Annotated in this window: 16 protein-coding genes; 12 read left to right on the top strand and 4 right to left on the bottom strand. The window is 40.5% G+C overall.

Annotated features, from left to right (window positions below; all coding sequences use genetic code 11):
* Positions 1-70: 70 nt before the first annotated feature.
* Positions 71-1,228 (bottom strand): tRNA (adenosine(37)-N6)-threonylcarbamoyltransferase complex transferase subunit TsaD, encoded by a 1,158-nt coding sequence (gene tsaD, locus ACWIUO_RS11430; RefSeq protein ID WP_454178034.1) that lies wholly within the window; start codon positions 1,226-1,228, stop codon positions 71-73.
* Between the two features lie 227 nt (positions 1,229-1,455).
* Between tsaD and ACWIUO_RS11425 the strand changes: the two genes are divergently transcribed.
* The 12 genes from ACWIUO_RS11425 (at position 1,456) to ychF (ending at position 13,485) form a co-directional block, all read left to right on the top strand.
* A complete protein-coding gene (locus ACWIUO_RS11425) occupies positions 1,456-2,064 on the top strand; it encodes a YceI family protein (RefSeq protein WP_454178016.1) in 609 nt (202 codons plus the stop codon).
* Positions 2,065-2,499: 435 nt separating this feature from the next.
* On the top strand, positions 2,500-3,102 hold the full coding sequence (locus tag ACWIUO_RS11420) for a YceI family protein (RefSeq protein ID WP_454178015.1): 603 nt from the start codon (positions 2,500-2,502) through the stop codon (positions 3,100-3,102).
* 430 nt (positions 3,103-3,532) lie between these two features.
* On the top strand, positions 3,533-5,029 hold the full coding sequence (locus tag ACWIUO_RS11415; protein WP_454178014.1) for a SurA N-terminal domain-containing protein: 1,497 nt from the start codon (positions 3,533-3,535) through the stop codon (positions 5,027-5,029).
* A 17-nt stretch (positions 5,030-5,046) separates the two neighbouring features.
* Positions 5,047-6,471: a cell division protein FtsA gene (ftsA, locus tag ACWIUO_RS11410; protein WP_454178013.1), complete on the top strand. Its 1,425-nt coding sequence runs from the start codon at positions 5,047-5,049 to the stop codon at positions 6,469-6,471.
* A gap of 13 nt (positions 6,472-6,484) precedes the next feature.
* Positions 6,485-7,645: a cell division protein FtsZ gene (gene ftsZ / locus ACWIUO_RS11405; protein ID WP_454178012.1), complete on the top strand. Its 1,161-nt coding sequence runs from the start codon at positions 6,485-6,487 to the stop codon at positions 7,643-7,645.
* Between the two features lie 26 nt (positions 7,646-7,671).
* Positions 7,672-8,364 carry a site-2 protease family protein gene (locus ACWIUO_RS11400; RefSeq protein WP_454178011.1) on the top strand — a complete coding sequence of 231 codons (693 nt, stop codon included), beginning with the start codon at positions 7,672-7,674 and terminating at the stop codon, positions 8,362-8,364.
* A gap of 51 nt (positions 8,365-8,415) precedes the next feature.
* Positions 8,416-8,919 (top strand): ribose 5-phosphate isomerase B, encoded by a 504-nt coding sequence (gene rpiB / locus ACWIUO_RS11395; protein WP_454178010.1) that lies wholly within the window; start codon positions 8,416-8,418, stop codon positions 8,917-8,919.
* Between the two features lie 28 nt (positions 8,920-8,947).
* Positions 8,948-9,286 (top strand): hypothetical protein, encoded by a 339-nt coding sequence (locus tag ACWIUO_RS11390; RefSeq protein WP_454173973.1) that lies wholly within the window; start codon positions 8,948-8,950, stop codon positions 9,284-9,286.
* 36 nt (positions 9,287-9,322) lie between these two features.
* Positions 9,323-9,922: an adenine phosphoribosyltransferase gene (gene apt, locus ACWIUO_RS11385; RefSeq protein WP_454178009.1), complete on the top strand. Its 600-nt coding sequence runs from the start codon at positions 9,323-9,325 to the stop codon at positions 9,920-9,922.
* Positions 9,923-9,939: 17 nt separating this feature from the next.
* Positions 9,940-10,728: a DedA family protein gene (locus ACWIUO_RS11380; RefSeq protein ID WP_454178008.1), complete on the top strand. Its 789-nt coding sequence runs from the start codon at positions 9,940-9,942 to the stop codon at positions 10,726-10,728.
* A gap of 39 nt (positions 10,729-10,767) precedes the next feature.
* A complete protein-coding gene (locus ACWIUO_RS11375) occupies positions 10,768-12,375 on the top strand; it encodes a leucyl aminopeptidase (RefSeq protein WP_454178007.1) in 1,608 nt (535 codons plus the stop codon).
* A gap of 9 nt (positions 12,376-12,384) precedes the next feature.
* Entirely contained in the window at positions 12,385-13,485 is a 1,101-nt protein-coding gene (gene ychF / locus ACWIUO_RS11370) for a redox-regulated ATPase YchF (protein WP_454178006.1), read from the top strand.
* 89 nt (positions 13,486-13,574) lie between these two features.
* Here ychF and ACWIUO_RS11365 read toward each other — a convergent pair whose 3' ends face one another.
* The 3 genes from ACWIUO_RS11365 to ACWIUO_RS11355 all read right to left on the bottom strand — a co-directional run bounded on the left by ACWIUO_RS11365 (position 13,575) and on the right by ACWIUO_RS11355 (position 15,342).
* Positions 13,575-13,802, bottom strand: coding sequence for a hypothetical protein (locus ACWIUO_RS11365; protein WP_454178005.1), 228 nt, complete (start codon positions 13,800-13,802; stop codon positions 13,575-13,577).
* Positions 13,803-13,821: 19 nt separating this feature from the next.
* Positions 13,822-14,268, bottom strand: coding sequence for a hypothetical protein (locus ACWIUO_RS11360; protein WP_454178004.1), 447 nt, complete (start codon positions 14,266-14,268; stop codon positions 13,822-13,824).
* A 126-nt stretch (positions 14,269-14,394) separates the two neighbouring features.
* Positions 14,395-15,342 (bottom strand): hypothetical protein, encoded by a 948-nt coding sequence (locus ACWIUO_RS11355; RefSeq protein WP_454178003.1) that lies wholly within the window; start codon positions 15,340-15,342, stop codon positions 14,395-14,397.
* Positions 15,343-15,533 lie beyond the last annotated feature (191 nt).

Below are 15,533 nucleotides of genomic sequence, written 5' to 3'. Positions count from 1 at the left end.
TTTGCGTTTGTTCGCGCCGCTATTGTAGCAAATGTGAGTCAAAATGTAAGTAATGATAATTGTGATTTTGTTACATTTGATTTGTAGTCATATTTTTTAAGATTTTGCACTCATTTCTAGGCGAAATCTCCAAAGATTTTATATCGCTAAAATGTCCTTTTTTGTATTCCTCTATCCCTGCTCTGCCTATCATTGCGGCATTATCAGCGCAAAACTCTAGCGGAGCTAGCATAAGCTCTGCCCCAAATCTCTCACAAATCTCAAAAACCGCGCTTCTTAACGCTAGATTGGCACTTGCACCACCTATGATTCCTAGCGTTTTTATGGGATTTTTTTGCGCGGATTTTGTAGAAAAATATCGGGTAAGTTTATCGCAAATATGCGCAATAGCAGCTTGCTGAAAGGAAGCACAAATATGAGCGATTTCTATTTCACTAAGGGAGTTATTTTCATTTAGCGTGCGTGAGATTTTGGAAGTTTTAGCGGATTTAGAATCTAAAAATGAGTTTATCAGCAACCTTGTGGCGTTTTTTAGCCCCGAAAAGCTAAAAGCTAAATCCTTGCTATGTTTTAGGGGCAATGGCAGGGGGGATAGTCCATCTATGTCGTGCGTATCGCATTTGCTAGCAAAATCTTTTTTGTATTTTAGGGCATATTGCTCGATTATGCTACCTCCCGGGTAGCCTAGATTTAGCATTTTTGCGACTTTGTCAAAACACTCCCCAAAGCTATCATCTTGGCTTGTAGCAACCACCCTAAAATCCTGCGTTGAGTGTGCTTCTAAAATCTGCGTATGCCCGCCTGATACGAGCAAGACACTCATTGGGATTTTGATATGTTTTGTGCCGATAAAAAGCGAGTAAAAATGCCCGATTAGATGATTTATGCTAATGATTGGGACGCGGAGGCTTTGTGCTAGTGTTTTTGCCATCATTAGCCCTTGCAAAAGGCTTACAGATAATCCGGGCTGGGTGGTGATAGCCACTGCCCTAACCGCGCTAAATGGATTTTGCTTATCAAATCTATGTGCCAAAAATCCCCTCAAATCCGCTAGCACAAGCGGCAAAGATTGGCTATGAAGCCTTGAGGCTATCTCTGGGACTACGCCACCATAAGCGTTGTGCGCACTTTCTTGAGAGATTTTGCGATGATAGATAAGCGCGCAACTATCAATATCAGTAATCGCCAAAGAGCTATCATCACAGCTACTTTCTATGCTTAAAATCAAATTTTTATGGTTTAGATTTTGGGTTTTTCTCATTTATATATCGCTTCGCAAAGATTATGCGCTTCGCATAAAACAGCGCATTATATCAAAATCTATGAAATACAAAACACGCAAAAACACAATCAAAACAAAAATGTAAATATTAGACATTTGATTAACTTTTTTGGCTAGAATCTAGCCCAACTCTATGCCAGCCATAGAGAATCTACTTCTTAAAGGAAAACACAATGTCAAACGCTACACAAAACTTTCACACAAATGCCTCTAGCTTTTCTTTTAGCCTTTTTGGCAAAGCACTTCTTTTTGGCTCTGCGCTTGCGCTAAGCCTAGCAAATGCCGCTCCTTATGTGGTGGATAAAGCACACTCAAGTGTAGGATTTAGCACTTCGCATATGGTGATTAGCGAAGTAAATGGCGCGTTTAATGAGTTTGATGGGAGCATTGATTTTGACCCTGCCAAAAAAATGCTAACCGCGCTTAAAGGCGAAATCAACACCGAATCTGTGGATACAAACAACAAAGGGCGCGATGAACATCTAAAAAAATCAGATTTTTTTGATGTCAAAAAATTCCCAAAAGCTACGCTTGAGATGAAATCTATCAAAGGCAAAAAACTTACCGCAGATGTAACGATTCGCGGAATCACAAAGCCTGTGGTATTTGACTACGAAGTAAAAGGACCTGTGGAAAATGAACACAGCAAAAAGCAAATCATTGCTATCAAACTCGATGGCAAGCTAAATCGAAAGGATTTTGAAGTGGGCAAAGACACTTCAAATGCAAGCATAGGCGAAGAAGTAAAAATTCGTATCCAAATCGAAGCCCAAGCGCAATAGATTTTAGAATCTTTAATTTTTGGCTTGATATGCGTTTTTACGCGTTTTTTGCATTTGCGATATGCGTGTATCAAGCACATATCAACGCTATAAAAGGTGGAATCTAAAAAATCTAAATTTGTTTTTTAGCAAATTTTACAAAATCGATTCTGCCTTTTTATTTGTTTTATTGTTTTTAGTTTTACTTGTTTCACTAAAAATTTTGCTAAAAGTAGCTTTACCACATTCTATAAAAGTGTGATTTTCATTCTGTGATAGTGTGATTTTCGCGTTGTGTTCACGCGTTTGTTTGCATAATTTTTTCTATTCTTTCATATTCCATTTTTTACTCATTGCTTAATATATCCCCATAAATGTTGCGTTATTATTGTTTTATTTATTTGCATTAGTTAGAATCCAAATTTCCTCCCCCAAATCACACCAAAAGGATTCACAATGACAAACTTCAAACACACCATTTGTGCTTTTATGGGCAAAGTTGTTTTATTTGGCTCTATGCTGGCTCTAAGCGTAAGCGCGCTAGATGCCAAACCATACAAAATCGATAGAGCGCGCTCAAGCCTTGAGTTTAAAGCCGTATATATGATGATAAACAAGACTAAGGGCAATTTCACTACTTATAGTGGCGTAGTGGATTTTGATGAAAAATCCAAGACACTCAAAGTGCTAAATGGCGAAATGGATATGAAATCTATCGACACCAAAAACCAAAAACGCGATGACCACCTACGCCAAGATGAGTTTTTGAATGTAGAAAAATTCCCAAAAGGGAAATTTGTGATGAAATCCATCAAAGGCAACAAGCTAACTGCGGATTTGACGCTTCGAGGCGTTACAAAATCTGTCGTGTTTGAATACGAGCTAAATGGACCTGAAGAAGACCCGATGAAACAAAGAAAATTTATAAACATCGAGCTAAAAGGCAAAATCAACCGCAAAGATTTTGGTATCGGCAATGAAAGTGCATTAGCCGAAGCATCGCTAAAAGACGAAATCGAAATATATATCGAAATCGGCGCACACGAGACAAATGACTAAAAAATGCCTTTTGCTAGATTTGCTAGAATCTTTTTGCTTTGTTAGAAATTGCGAGGGATTCTAGCTAGTTTTACTCAAAATCTTTGGTTTTTTTTACTTAGTTTTACTCTTTTTTTGTCCGCTTTTTACTCACTTTTTTCCATCACTTTTTACTTCACTTTGCTATTTTTTTTGCCTCACTTTTTGCTAGATTTTAGATACTCTCTTGCTTTTTTGTCCGCTTTTTTATTCTTTTTTTACATTTTGTGATTATGCGTGGATTTTGTTTGTGTTTGTTGTGATTGATTTTATATATAGATTCTCACAGCAAAAACGCAAAGATTTTGCCTATTTATCGCAATTTTTCGCCCAATTTCTAACATACATTAGACAATTTTTGTTATAATGCCCCAAATTTTAGGCGTGTTAGGCGTTAGATTAGGATTTGAAAATGATTGAATGGATGCAAAAACATCGTAAATGGCTTGTGATAACAATTTGGATAAGTGCTATTGCATTCATCGGTGCTGGTGGCGTGATGTGGGGGACTGCGGATTATTCATTAGGTGCTGATGCTGTGGCAAAAGTAGGCAAGATTACCATTAGCAAAAATGAATTTTCCACAACTTATCAAAATATTTTTCAAAACGAAGTGCGAAAAAGAGGTGGCAATTTTGACGAAGCACAAGCACAGCAGATGAACTTACAAGGGCAAGTTTTAGAAAACCTCATATCAAACGCCCTTATCCGCAACTACGCTTTAGAGCTAGGACTTCGCATAAGCGATGAAGAAGTGATGAACTTAATCAAAAGCATCGAGTTTTTTCACAAAGACGGAGTATTTTCACTAGAATCTTACGAGCAGTATCTAGCCCAAGAGCGCGTAAGCAAGCGGGATTTTGAAGAGCAAATACGCAATGATTTGCTATCCCAAAAAATCTTTACCCTACTTTTTCCAAACATACCACAAAATCAATTTGAAATCCCAAATATCGCTACCCCGCTAGAAAAGCAAGCGATATTTTTTGCGCTAGAGGGCATAGCAGATAGCATTGAGCTAGATATTATCCCTGCTAGTAGCGTATCTGTGAGCGCAGATGAATCTAGCATAAAAGAATTTTATGAGCAAAATAAGCAAAATTATCAAACCCCGCCAAGCTATGAAGTCCTAGCTATCACGACAAAATCTAGCGACCAACCATATAATGATAAAGATTTGCAAGATTTTTATGCCAAAAACTACATCGCAAATGGCGAAAATATGAGCGATGAGATAAAACCACAAGTAATAAGTGCCTACCAAAAACAACAAGCAAAAAGCGAAGCATTAAAATCCACCGCTATTTTGAAAAAAGCGAGCAAAGATTCTATCCCGCAAAATGCCAAAAAGATTCTTATTTCCCAAGATTCTAGCCAATATAGCGAGGAGATTTTCTCTGCCCTAGAATCTAATGGCATAGGTGCAACTATCAAGCCTATCGAGCTAGGAGATGATTTTATCACGCTAAAGATTTTGTCAAAAAATGCCCCACAAGCAAAACCATATAGCGAAGTGCGCTCACAAATATCTAAAGAATACATTGCAAAAGAGCGCAATCAAAAACTAGCAAACCTAGCCCAAAGCAGACTAAGCACATTTAAAGGCAAAAATGTGGGCGTGAAATTTTCCTTCATTGAGCTAAACCAAAATCCAAATTTTAGTATAGCAGGGCTTGATTTTTACACTTCTGTGTCATTATTGCAAGCGATTTATCAAACCCCTACAAATCCAAACTACACGCTCATTGGAGAAAACGCGTTTTTATTCCGAGTAGTAGGACAAAAAATATTGCCTTTTAGCCAATCTCAAACAATCGATGCAATATCTAGCGATAGAAAAATAGATTCTATGCTAAATCTTGTATCAAATTTTTTAAAAAACAAATACGCCATAAAGCGTTACATTTAACGCTAGAGAGGACATAAATGGGACAGCATATTTTAGGCATTGACATAGGCTCTAGCAAGATTTGCGCCGTCATCGCTGATGTGCGAGAGGATAATACGCCCCACATCATCGGTATGGGCAACCAAAAATCCTATGGTGTCAAAAAAGGGCTTATCACGCACATAGAGCTAGCTAGCACCACCATAAAAGCCGCGATTGATGACGCAAAAAGAATGGCTGAAACAGACGCACTAACCAAAGCTATCGTATCTGTTTCAGGTGCTTACACGCGCAGTATAGGAAGCGATGGCGTGTATAATACAGATGGAGAAATCACGCTCAAAGAAATCAGCAAAGCCATTTCAAATGCCGTGTATAACGCATCTATACCACCAGAATTTGAAGTCTTGCATGTCCTGCCATATCGTTTCAAACTTGATGAGCAAGACTATGTCCAAGACCCTATGGGTATGACAGGCACGCGCATACAGGTATTTGTATATATCGTTATGGCACAACGCTCTAGCCTAGACAATCTCAAAAAAACCATTCGCCTAGCAGGAGTAGAGGTGGAAAACTTTGTCCTATCCTCTTATGCGGCGTCTATTAGCGTGCTAAGCGATGATGAAAAAGAGCTAGGTGTGGCTTGTATCGATATGGGTGGCGGGACTTGCGAGATGATGATACACGATGGCAACGCGATGCGTTATAATAGCTTTTTGGGTGTGGGTGGTATCCATTTTACGCAGGATTTAGCCCATCTTCTCCAGACCAAACCTGCAGCAGCAGAAGAAGTAAAAATCAACTACATAGACCTTATGGCAAATGAAGAAAATAGACGCATAGAAGTCCCATCAATGAGTGGCGATGAAGAAGTGCATTTTGCCGAGCTAAATGAAGCGCAAAAAGTGGCTAGACTTCGCGCAGTAGAAACCTTTGGGGTATTAGGAAAATGTATCGAAGTAAGCGGGCTAAAAGATATGCTAGGAGCAGGCATAGTGCTTACAGGCGGGATAATGCAAATGAATGGGATTAGGGATTTTGCAAGTAAAGTCTTTTTCCAAAAAATGCCAACTCGCATAGGCAAACCCACCGAAATGTCAGGGCTTTTTGATGAGCTAAGAAGCCCAGCTTATGCCACAGTGCTAGGGCTTATATGGTATGGCTCAGGCAAGCGCACAAATTATGAAAAAGATTCTAAAGGAAATATTTGCTACAAAGAATCTAGAGATTTAGAGGAAACCCCTCAAATGCCATCATTTCACCCACAAGGAGGATACGGGCAATCAAGCTATGATAGCGTCAACATAAAAAGCACAGACTTAACCGACTTAAAGGAGGATTTACTCGAAGACAAAGAGAGACGCACGATGGAGCAACAATGGATAGCACAGCAAAAAAATGATAGCTTATTTGGCAAAGTTACTAGCTGGCTAGACAAAGCAGGCAAAAAACTATTCTAAGAAAGGACACAAAATGGCAGACATAGACATCACAGAAATCAAAGAAATCAACCACCAAAAAGGACCCAAAATCACCATAATCGGCGTAGGTGGCGGTGGCTCAAATATGGTTACAGACTTGTATAATCAAGGCGCGCACCAAGACTTAAAAATCATCATAGCCAACACCGACATACAAGCCCTAAATTCTTCTTCTGTCCCGCAAAAAATCCAGCTAGGCGAAAAAACCACCGCAGGACTAGGCGCAGGCGCAGATGATGAAGTAGGCGAAAAAGCCGCACAGGAAAGCAAAGATGAGATTAGAAAAAATTTGGAGGGTTCTGATATGGTTATCATCTGTGTGGGGCTTGGCGGAGGCACAGGCACAGGTGCAGCACCCGTAGTCGCTAGAATCGCAAAAGAGCTAGGCGCACTTACCGTGCTTATCGCTACAAAACCTTTTGTGCGCGAAAATCGACATAAGCGCGCAGAATCAGGGCTAGAATCCCTTAGCAAAATCTGTGATTCATTCATAGTCGTGCCAAACCAAAAGCTACTCTCTGTCGTAAGCAAAAACACAGGAATGAGAGAAGCCTACTCCCTCATAAACAAAGTCCTAATCAACGCCGCTAACGGAATCTCAGGCGTAGTCCTAAACAGCGGACAATATGATATAAATGTGGATTTTGCCGACATTAGAAAAATCATCAGTGGGCAGGGGCTAGCCCTAATGAGTATCGGGGAGGCAAGCGGAGATGATGCCTGCATAGAAGCCGTGCGAAATGCGATAAACTCACCACTGCTAGATAATCTATCCATAGCAAATGCAAAAGGCGTAATCACTTATTATGAAATACACCCAGACTACTCGTTCACACAAATCGATGAAGCCGCGCAATTTATAAAAGAAGCTATCAACAATGAGAATGCAGAAGTCATCGAAGGAACACATTTTGACGACAACAGAAGCAAAGATTGCGTGCGCGTAACAGTCATTGCCACAGGGCTATCAAAGCCTACGATTTCAAGCCCACACGCAGATTCTACGACAAGCAATGCTACAAAAGAAGCAACAACGACAAAAAATGAACCACAAAATGAGCTAGGGGATTTAAGCTCATTGTTACTTGTAAGCGGTGGCGATACGAAAATCAACTATGACATTCCCACATATATGCGCTACAAAAAAGACTAAAATCAAATGGATTTTGTGTTGCTAATATGGATTTTTTAGATTCTGTTTTTGGCACAAGTTTTAGCATAGAGCAGGTTTTAAAAATCTCTGTTAGCGTCCTAGCCCTTTTGGTAGGCATTATTGGACATGAGATTATGCACGGACTTGTCGCATATCATTATGGCGATGACACGGCAAAAAGCGAGGGTAGATTATCCATAAACCCCATAAAACACCTAGATTTACTAGGTAGCATTATCCTCCCTGCTATTTTGATTTTCACTAGTGCACCTTTTCTTTTTGGCTGGGCAAAGCCCGTGCCTATAAATATCCCCCTCATCATCAACTATCGCGGATATGGCGCAGCTTGCGGTGTAGCCCTAGCAGGCGTTAGCTACAACCTAGCCTTAGCCCTGCTTGCCTCACTGCTACTTTTTAGCGGGGCATTTGATGAGATAGATAGCATCATCGGGCTAAGTATCGCGCTTTTTCTTGTCGCTTCTATCAAATACAATGTGATTTTATGCGTGTTTAACCTCCTGCCAATCCCACCTCTAGATGGCTCTCAAGTCGTGCTTTTTGGTGCGCTAAAATTTGGGCTTACCAGCCTAGCGACACTATTGCAAAAAATCGCGCCATTTGGTATGTTTATCATCATCGGCATATTATTTGTGCCATATTTGGCAAATATTATATTTTATCCTGCTAAAATTTTGCTTATGTTTTTGCTCGGGGCGTAGATTTTAGAGGGCATACATTCTCACAAATAAAAACACAAAAAATGGTAAAAAATGCAACACACAACAAAATCCAAAAACTCACAAAATCCAACACAAAATCGCAAAATCTACATTGCGTGCGACCACGCAGGATTTGAGCTAAAAGAATTTGTCAAAAAATATTTTAGCCAAAAAGAAGAAGTGCTTTTTGATTTGGGGGTAGATTCTACGCAAAGCGTGGATTATGCAGATTTCGCACAAAATCTATGCAAAAAAATGCTAGAATGCAACAAAAAAGATGAAAAAAATGTTTTTGGGATTTTAATCTGCGGGAGTGGCATAGGTATGAGCATAAGCGCAAATCGCTTTGTGGGTATCCGCGCTAGCCTTTGCACAAGCGCGTATATGGCACATATCACCCGAATGCACAATGACGCAAATGTGCTATGTCTAGGTGCTAGGATAAGCGGGCAAGGCGAGGTAGAATCGATTTTAGAAGCATTTTTTGCTAGCGAGTTTGAGGGGGGACGACACGCACGCAGGATAGATAAAATCGAGCGATTTAGCGACCAATAACGCAAATAAAAACAAAAAAGGAAGCAAAATGGATTTAGCACTAAAATGGTTTATAGGCACGGTATTTGTGCTATTTGTGCTGTATATGATTGCTAAGACAATGTTTTATAAATCCGTAGCCCAAAAAGAAGAGCGCAACGCCGCCGCGATGAAGCTAACCCTCCAAGAAGCCGAAATCCTTATCCAAAAACACCAGCTCCAGCTCCAAAGGGCATTAGGAAATATCGATATACTAACCCAAGAGATGAACTCTCTTCGCAATGAAATAAAATCCCTCAAACACCGCAATTCTCAATATCGCGTAGAAACAGACAAATACAAAACCAAAATCAAAGATTTAGAAACCAAAATCGAAGCTCTTTTGTAGCCTAGCCAAAACCCAAACCATAAGGAATCCCACACTATGCCAAATGATAATACCTCACTAAATGACTTACAAAAACAGCTAGAATCAACCCTCCTAAAAAACCTACGAACTATCCCAGACTACCCAAAAAAAGGCATAATGTTTCGTGATATAACCACGATTTTAGGCAATAAAGAATGCTTTAAGCAACTCATAGATTTTTTACGCATTCGCTATGAGGGCAAAGGGCTAACCCACATTGTTGGCATAGAATCTAGGGGATTTGTATTTGGCAGTGCGCTAGCTTACGCGCTAGGCGTTAGCTTTGTCCCCATTCGCAAAAAAGGCAAACTCCCCTGCCAAACCTACCAAGAAAGCTATGATTTAGAATACGGCACAGACACGCTAGAAATCCACACGGACGCATTTGTGCCATTTAGCCAAAATAGCGCAAAATCTAGCCAATCAAACGATAAAAATTCCCCACTGATTTTGCTTGTAGATGATTTGCTAGCCACAGGTGGCACGGCAAATGCGAGCATAAATCTAGTCCAAAAAGCAGATGGCAAAGTGCTAGAATCCTGCTTTTTAATCGCCCTAAAAAGCGAATTTTCCCCCACGCTAAAATCCCCTAGCTTCGCCCTTTTAGAGCTATAAAAACAAAGAGAATCAAAATGAACGCCCTAGCCTACCATTTAGCTCAATTAGCTCAAAAACTAGCCCAAAAAATAAAACCCCACGCAAAAAGCATTATCATAGCCCTAATCGTGCTATGTGGCGTGGGAGCAGTGCTTTTTTATGCGCAAAAAAGCGATTTTTCACTAGAAGAGACAATCATTGAAATCTGGGATACTTATGTAGAAAAATGGGGCTATGTGATTTTGTTTTTTTGGAGCGTGCTAGAGGGCGAGCTAGGGCTGATTTTTGCAGGGATTGCCGCACACACGGGACATTTGAATGTATTTTTAGCGATTTTTGTCGCGGGGCTTGGGGGATTTGCAGGCGACCAAATCTACTTCTACATAGGACGATTTAACAAAGACTATATCCAAAATCGCCTAATCTCCCAAAGACGCAAACTAGCCCTAGCACATTTATTGCTTCAAAAATACGGCTGGAGCATTATTTTTATCCAACGATATATGTATGGTATGCGCACCATTATCCCCATTAGCATAGGCATCACGCGATACAACGCGCTAAAATTTGCCATCATAAACCTGCTAAGTGCGTGGATATGGGCAGCGATTACCATTACGCTAGCGTGGCTTTTGGGCGAGCAGATTTTAGACATTTTGCAGACTTTTAAAAGCCACCCATATATTTTCATATTGCTTGCAGGAGTGTTTTTGGGCGGTGTGCTGTGGTTTTTTAGCTCTCGCACGCGCAAAATCGACAAACACATAAACAAACTCCAAAAACAGCTAGATAGCGCGCAAAGCAAACAAAATACAAAATCCTAACCTTGCCTAAAACACCCAAAATCTAACAAAGGAGCAACAATGACAAACCAAATGCCAAATGTCGAATTTATCGACAAAGAGTTTTTAAAAATCAACAATGCGCAAGCCTCTATCGTGCTTGTGCCAAAAGAATCTAGCGATTCTAGCACCACAAAATCTAATCAACCAAAAATCCCAAAACACAAATGGATAAACGCAAAAGCCCTAGAATCTTTTGGATACAAGGGCGATTCGCCGTTTTTTTTGCAAGAGGAAAAAACGCTATATATCCCAATCACCACCAAAAAAAATGGCAAAATCTGCCAAGATAGCTTGCGCGAAGCGGGCGCGACTGCTATGCGCGCACTAAAAAACTATCCTTTTAGCAGTGCCAAAATCGGCTTTTATGGCGACAAAGAAAGAGTGGATTTTGTGCTAGGTGCGTTGCTTGGCGGATATAGCTTTAATCAATACAAAAAAAGCAAAAAAGACAATATCTTAAAAACGCTTTTTGTCTCTAATGAGTGTTTTAGTGGCGAGAAAATCGCCATAAATCACGCATTAGCAGAATCTAAAAAAGCTAAGATTTTGGCAGAAACCATAAACTTTGTGCGTGATTTGATAAACACACCTCCACAAACAGCCACCCCCAAATATCTAGCCGACAAATCCCAAGAAATCGCCACAAAAGCAAAAATCAAATGCAAAATCCTAACACAAGACTACTTGAAAAAAGAAAAAATGGAGGCGTTTTTGGCAGTCGCTCGCGCTTCGGATAAACCCCCGCGACTTATCCACCTAAGCTACACGCCAAAAGATTCTACCAAAAACGCAACAAAACTTCCAAAAATCGTCCTTGTAGGAAAGGGGCTAACCTATGATAGCGGAGGGCTTAGCCTAAAGCCAGCAGACTATATGACAACGATGAAAGCCGATAAAAGCGGGGCGTGCGCCGTGCTAGGAATCATAAATGTCCTAGCCCAGCTAAACGCACAAGTGCAAGTAGAAGCGATTTTGGGGGCGGCTGAAAATATGATAGGTGGCAATGCCTACAAGCCCGATGATGTGCTATTCTCACGCGAGGGCGTAACTATCGAAGTCAAAAACACGGACGCAGAGGGGCGATTAGTCCTTGCTGATTGCCTCTCTTACGCCCAAGATTTAGCCCCTGATGTGCTGATTGATTTTGCCACGCTCACAGGCGCGTGCGTAGTGGGGCTAGGCGAATACACAAGCGGGATAATGGGCTATAATGAGAATCTCAAAGAGGCGTTTGAAAAATCCGCGCTAAAAAGTGGTGAGCTAGTCGCATGCCTGCCATTTAACCGCCACATAGGCAAACTCATAGAATCCAAAATCGCCGATGTCAGCAACGCAGCCTCTTCGCGCTATGGCGGTGCGATAAGCGCGGGAATGTTTTTGGGCGAATTTATCCGCGATGAGTATAAGGACAAATGGCTTCACATTGACATTGCAGGACCTGCGTTTGTAGAGAAAGAATGGGATATAAACCCCTATGGCGCGAGCGGGGCTGGCGTGCGAATGGGAGTGGAATTTATCTTAGATAATTACGCGCGAGATTCTAAGCAAAAATCGCCTGCGCGCAACTCTAAGCAAGTTAAGCCCCTATCAAAGCAGCCAAAAACCCCTCCCAAAAAATCCAAATAAGGGCGCAAAATGGGATTATCTATCGGCATAGTGGGCTTGCCAAATGTCGGCAAATCCACCACCTTTAACGCCCTGACAAAAGCGCAAAACGCCCAAAGCGCGAACTATCCATTTTGCACGATTGAGCCAAACAAAGCCATTGTCGAAGTGCCTGATACGCGACTAAACGAGCTAGCAAAAATCGTAAATCCACAGCGGATTTTGCATTCTCAAATCGAGTTTGTCGATATTGCGGGGCTTGTGCGCGGGGCGAGCAAGGGCGAGGGGCTTGGCAATCAATTTTTGGCAAACATTAAAGAAGCGGATATGATTTTGCACATCGTGCGGTGTTTTGAAGATTCTGACATTACGCATATTGAAAATCGTATCGACCCGCTAGGCGATATAGAAATCATCGAGCTAGAGCTAATTTTAGCCGACATTGCCACCTTGCTAAAGCGAATTGGCAAGCTAGAGCGCGAGGCAAAGGCAAGCAAAGACGCGGGCAAGATTTTAGAATGTGCAAGGGCGTTGCTAGCGCATTTGGAAGGAAATAATCCTGCGAGAAGTTTCGCAGAATCTGCGAGCAAAGAATATGAGATTTTAAATAAAGAGCTAAGGTTTTTAAGTGCCAAAGAGGTGATTTATGGTGCAAATGTGAGTGAGGGCGAGCTAGCAAGTGAGAATGAATATGTGAAAAAAGTGCGCGAATATGGCGCAAAGCAGGGATTTGAAACGATAAAGCTATGCGCCAAAATCGAAGAGGAAATGGTGGGTTTAAGCGAGGAAGAGAGGGCAGAGTTTTTACGCGAGCTAGGCGTGGGAGAATCTGGGCTAGAGCAGATTATCCGCTTAGGCTTTAAAAAACTTGGGCTTATTAGCTACTTCACCGCAGGCGTGCAAGAAGTGCGCTCTTGGACGATAGCGCGTGGGAGCAAAGCCCCGCAAGCCGCAGGAGTAATCCACAACGACTTTGAAAAAGGCTTTATCCGTGCGGAGACGATTAGCTATGATGATTTTATCAAATACGGAGGCGAGGCAAAGGCAAAAGAAGCGGGCGCAATGCGAAGCGAGGGCAAGGACTATGTCGTGCAAGATGGCGACATAATGCACTTTCGGTTTAATGTGTAGGTGGCTAAGAAGCGAGCTTATCGCTACGAGCAAAAAAAGGGCGTAAATTTTGCAAAATAAGAACTCTTTGATTTTGGGTTTTGTATTTTTTAAGGATTCGCAACTTTAGGATTCATAGGTTTCATAGGTTTTGCAATATTTGCGTCTGCGGACAATATCAACGATGACGCCACGCAAAAGGGCGCATACACGGGCAAAACAAGTGATGAAATAGTAAAGCTAGAATCGCAATGTCGCAATGATAAAACATTGCCTAAAATGGCTTGTGATTTGGGACTACAAAAGGCTTGTGAAGCGCAAGATAAATTTTTGCTCATACTTGTCCTTATGGTTATTTTATTTAGTGGGACAAACATACAGATATGTTGGGGTATCGCCGACATCTAGCGTATTATCATTTATGGTAGATATTGTTATTTTCCCATCTTTATTGATAAATAACCCTATGCGTTCATCAATCATTTGGTGTTTAATATACTCTAAATCATCGCCATGTTTATATTTTTTTATATCTATCGTCAGTAATACAATCTGTCTTCCGCCATACGCATCTTCGCTCCATAAATCAAATATTTTATAAGTATGCTCATAATAATGTAAAATCCTTTCTTTTGCATCGCTAAATTTAAGGTATTCTCCGCCAGCTTTTTCATCATCACAGCGAGCGGGATTTTCTACAAATATTTTACCCCAAAATGTTTCATCATTATAATAATCTCCTTTGTAGTTAGAAATGTCATCGCCATAGAATCTGCCCGTTTCACTATATGAGAAATTAAACAATACAAGTAATGCAAATACTGATTTTTTCATTGTTTCACTCCATTTTTAGACTTTCACTAGATTCGCGTGAATCTTATCTAAAATCGCTTAATTTTCGTGCTTTTGGATTGAGATTCTAACTTTAAATCATTCACCACATTCAAATCCCACTTGTGAGTTATGAATCACGCCATAGATTGCTTTGCTTGTGTCTTTGGCATTTGGTGGGATATAGGCGATTTTATACCATTTGGGATTGGCAGAATCTTTGCCTAAAAATATAATTACTCCTTTGTTTGTTTTGTATTTTGCATATTCACAAACATTGCTAGGCATATCATTTTTTTGTATCGCATAGAGAATCTTCCCATTTGGCGATTCGCGTAGATTGACATAAGAATCTTTGGAGGCATAAGCCAAAATCGCCTCCCCATTCGCACCTAAAACATACAATTCTAATCTATTAGGATATTTGACAAATGTTTTGCCTATGGGTTGTAAATTTTGTATCTCTCCAAAAAATCTCCACTCATCGCCATCGCCTGTGGTAATATCTAATGTTTTTAGCCTCGCACTCACACGCACACCGATGATAGACAAAGGATTTTTACTAGCCAAATCATAAAGTTCTTTTGGTAGTTGATGATTTTTGATACTCATATACGCGCTATATGGGAAAATGTCTGTTTTGCTTGGATATGGCTTATTTTTGGGAATGAGATTTTGCATATAATAAGGCTCATCAAAAAACAAAATCCACTCTTGATAAAATCCGCTATAATCCGCACTCATAGCATATTGCAAAACGCCTCTAACCTCCAAATCCCCCTCAAAGCGATGATATGTATTTGCGCCTTGTTTTTGGCTATTTGTAAAATCCTTTGTGCTTTTTGTCAATACAAGCGGTTTTAGCCCTTTGGGCAATGTGGGATTTTGTCGCAAATCGTTAAAGAATAATGTTTCGCCGTTTATTTGCGTGGTATTTGGGCTATAAAGCAATGGTTTAGATTCTATTTCCTCTTGTGATGGCAAGGTTTCTATAAAGGCATTGCTTGGTGCAAAGCATAGTAGGCATAAAATTATTAGTTTTTTCATTTTTCACTACCTTAATATTTTTTTTAGATTCGCGTGAATCTTATCTAAAACCGCTTAATTTTCGCGCTTTTGGATTTTAGATTATAACTCTTTAATGTTTTGTTAAAATCTTACTCACCACATTCAAATCCCACTTGTGAGCTATGAATCACGCCATAGATTGCTTTGCTTGTGTCTTTGGCATTTGGTAG

The sequence above is a fragment of the Helicobacter sp. T3_23-1056 genome, assembly GCF_053654535.1.
Note: the sequence above shows the minus strand (reverse complement) of the source record. Positions and strands in the feature narration are given on the sequence as shown.

What these genes read in the sequence shown, in the direction of transcription:
- ACWIUO_RS11425 (WP_454178016.1), top strand. Translation starts at nt 1,456, where the DNA reads ATGTCAAACGCTACACAAAACTTTCACACAAATGCCTCTAGCTTTTCT.
- ACWIUO_RS11390 (WP_454173973.1), top strand. Translation starts at nt 8,948, where the DNA reads ATGGATTTAGCACTAAAATGGTTTATAGGCACGGTATTTGTGCTATTT.
- rpiB (WP_454178010.1), top strand. Translation starts at nt 8,416, where the DNA reads ATGCAACACACAACAAAATCCAAAAACTCACAAAATCCAACACAAAAT.
- ACWIUO_RS11375 (WP_454178007.1), top strand. Translation starts at nt 10,768, where the DNA reads ATGACAAACCAAATGCCAAATGTCGAATTTATCGACAAAGAGTTTTTA.
- ACWIUO_RS11380 (WP_454178008.1), top strand. Translation starts at nt 9,940, where the DNA reads ATGAACGCCCTAGCCTACCATTTAGCTCAATTAGCTCAAAAACTAGCC.
- ACWIUO_RS11420 (WP_454178015.1), top strand. Translation starts at nt 2,500, where the DNA reads ATGACAAACTTCAAACACACCATTTGTGCTTTTATGGGCAAAGTTGTT.
- ychF (WP_454178006.1), top strand. Translation starts at nt 12,385, where the DNA reads ATGGGATTATCTATCGGCATAGTGGGCTTGCCAAATGTCGGCAAATCC.
- ACWIUO_RS11355 (WP_454178003.1), bottom strand. Translation starts at nt 15,342, where the DNA reads ATGAAAAAACTAATAATTTTATGCCTACTATGCTTTGCACCAAGCAAT.
- ACWIUO_RS11365 (WP_454178005.1), bottom strand. Translation starts at nt 13,802, where the DNA reads ATGAGCAAAAATTTATCTTGCGCTTCACAAGCCTTTTGTAGTCCCAAA.
- ftsA (WP_454178013.1), top strand. Translation starts at nt 5,047, where the DNA reads ATGGGACAGCATATTTTAGGCATTGACATAGGCTCTAGCAAGATTTGC.
- ftsZ (WP_454178012.1), top strand. Translation starts at nt 6,485, where the DNA reads ATGGCAGACATAGACATCACAGAAATCAAAGAAATCAACCACCAAAAA.
- ACWIUO_RS11415 (WP_454178014.1), top strand. Translation starts at nt 3,533, where the DNA reads ATGATTGAATGGATGCAAAAACATCGTAAATGGCTTGTGATAACAATT.
- ACWIUO_RS11400 (WP_454178011.1), top strand. Translation starts at nt 7,672, where the DNA reads ATGGATTTTTTAGATTCTGTTTTTGGCACAAGTTTTAGCATAGAGCAG.
- apt (WP_454178009.1), top strand. Translation starts at nt 9,323, where the DNA reads ATGCCAAATGATAATACCTCACTAAATGACTTACAAAAACAGCTAGAA.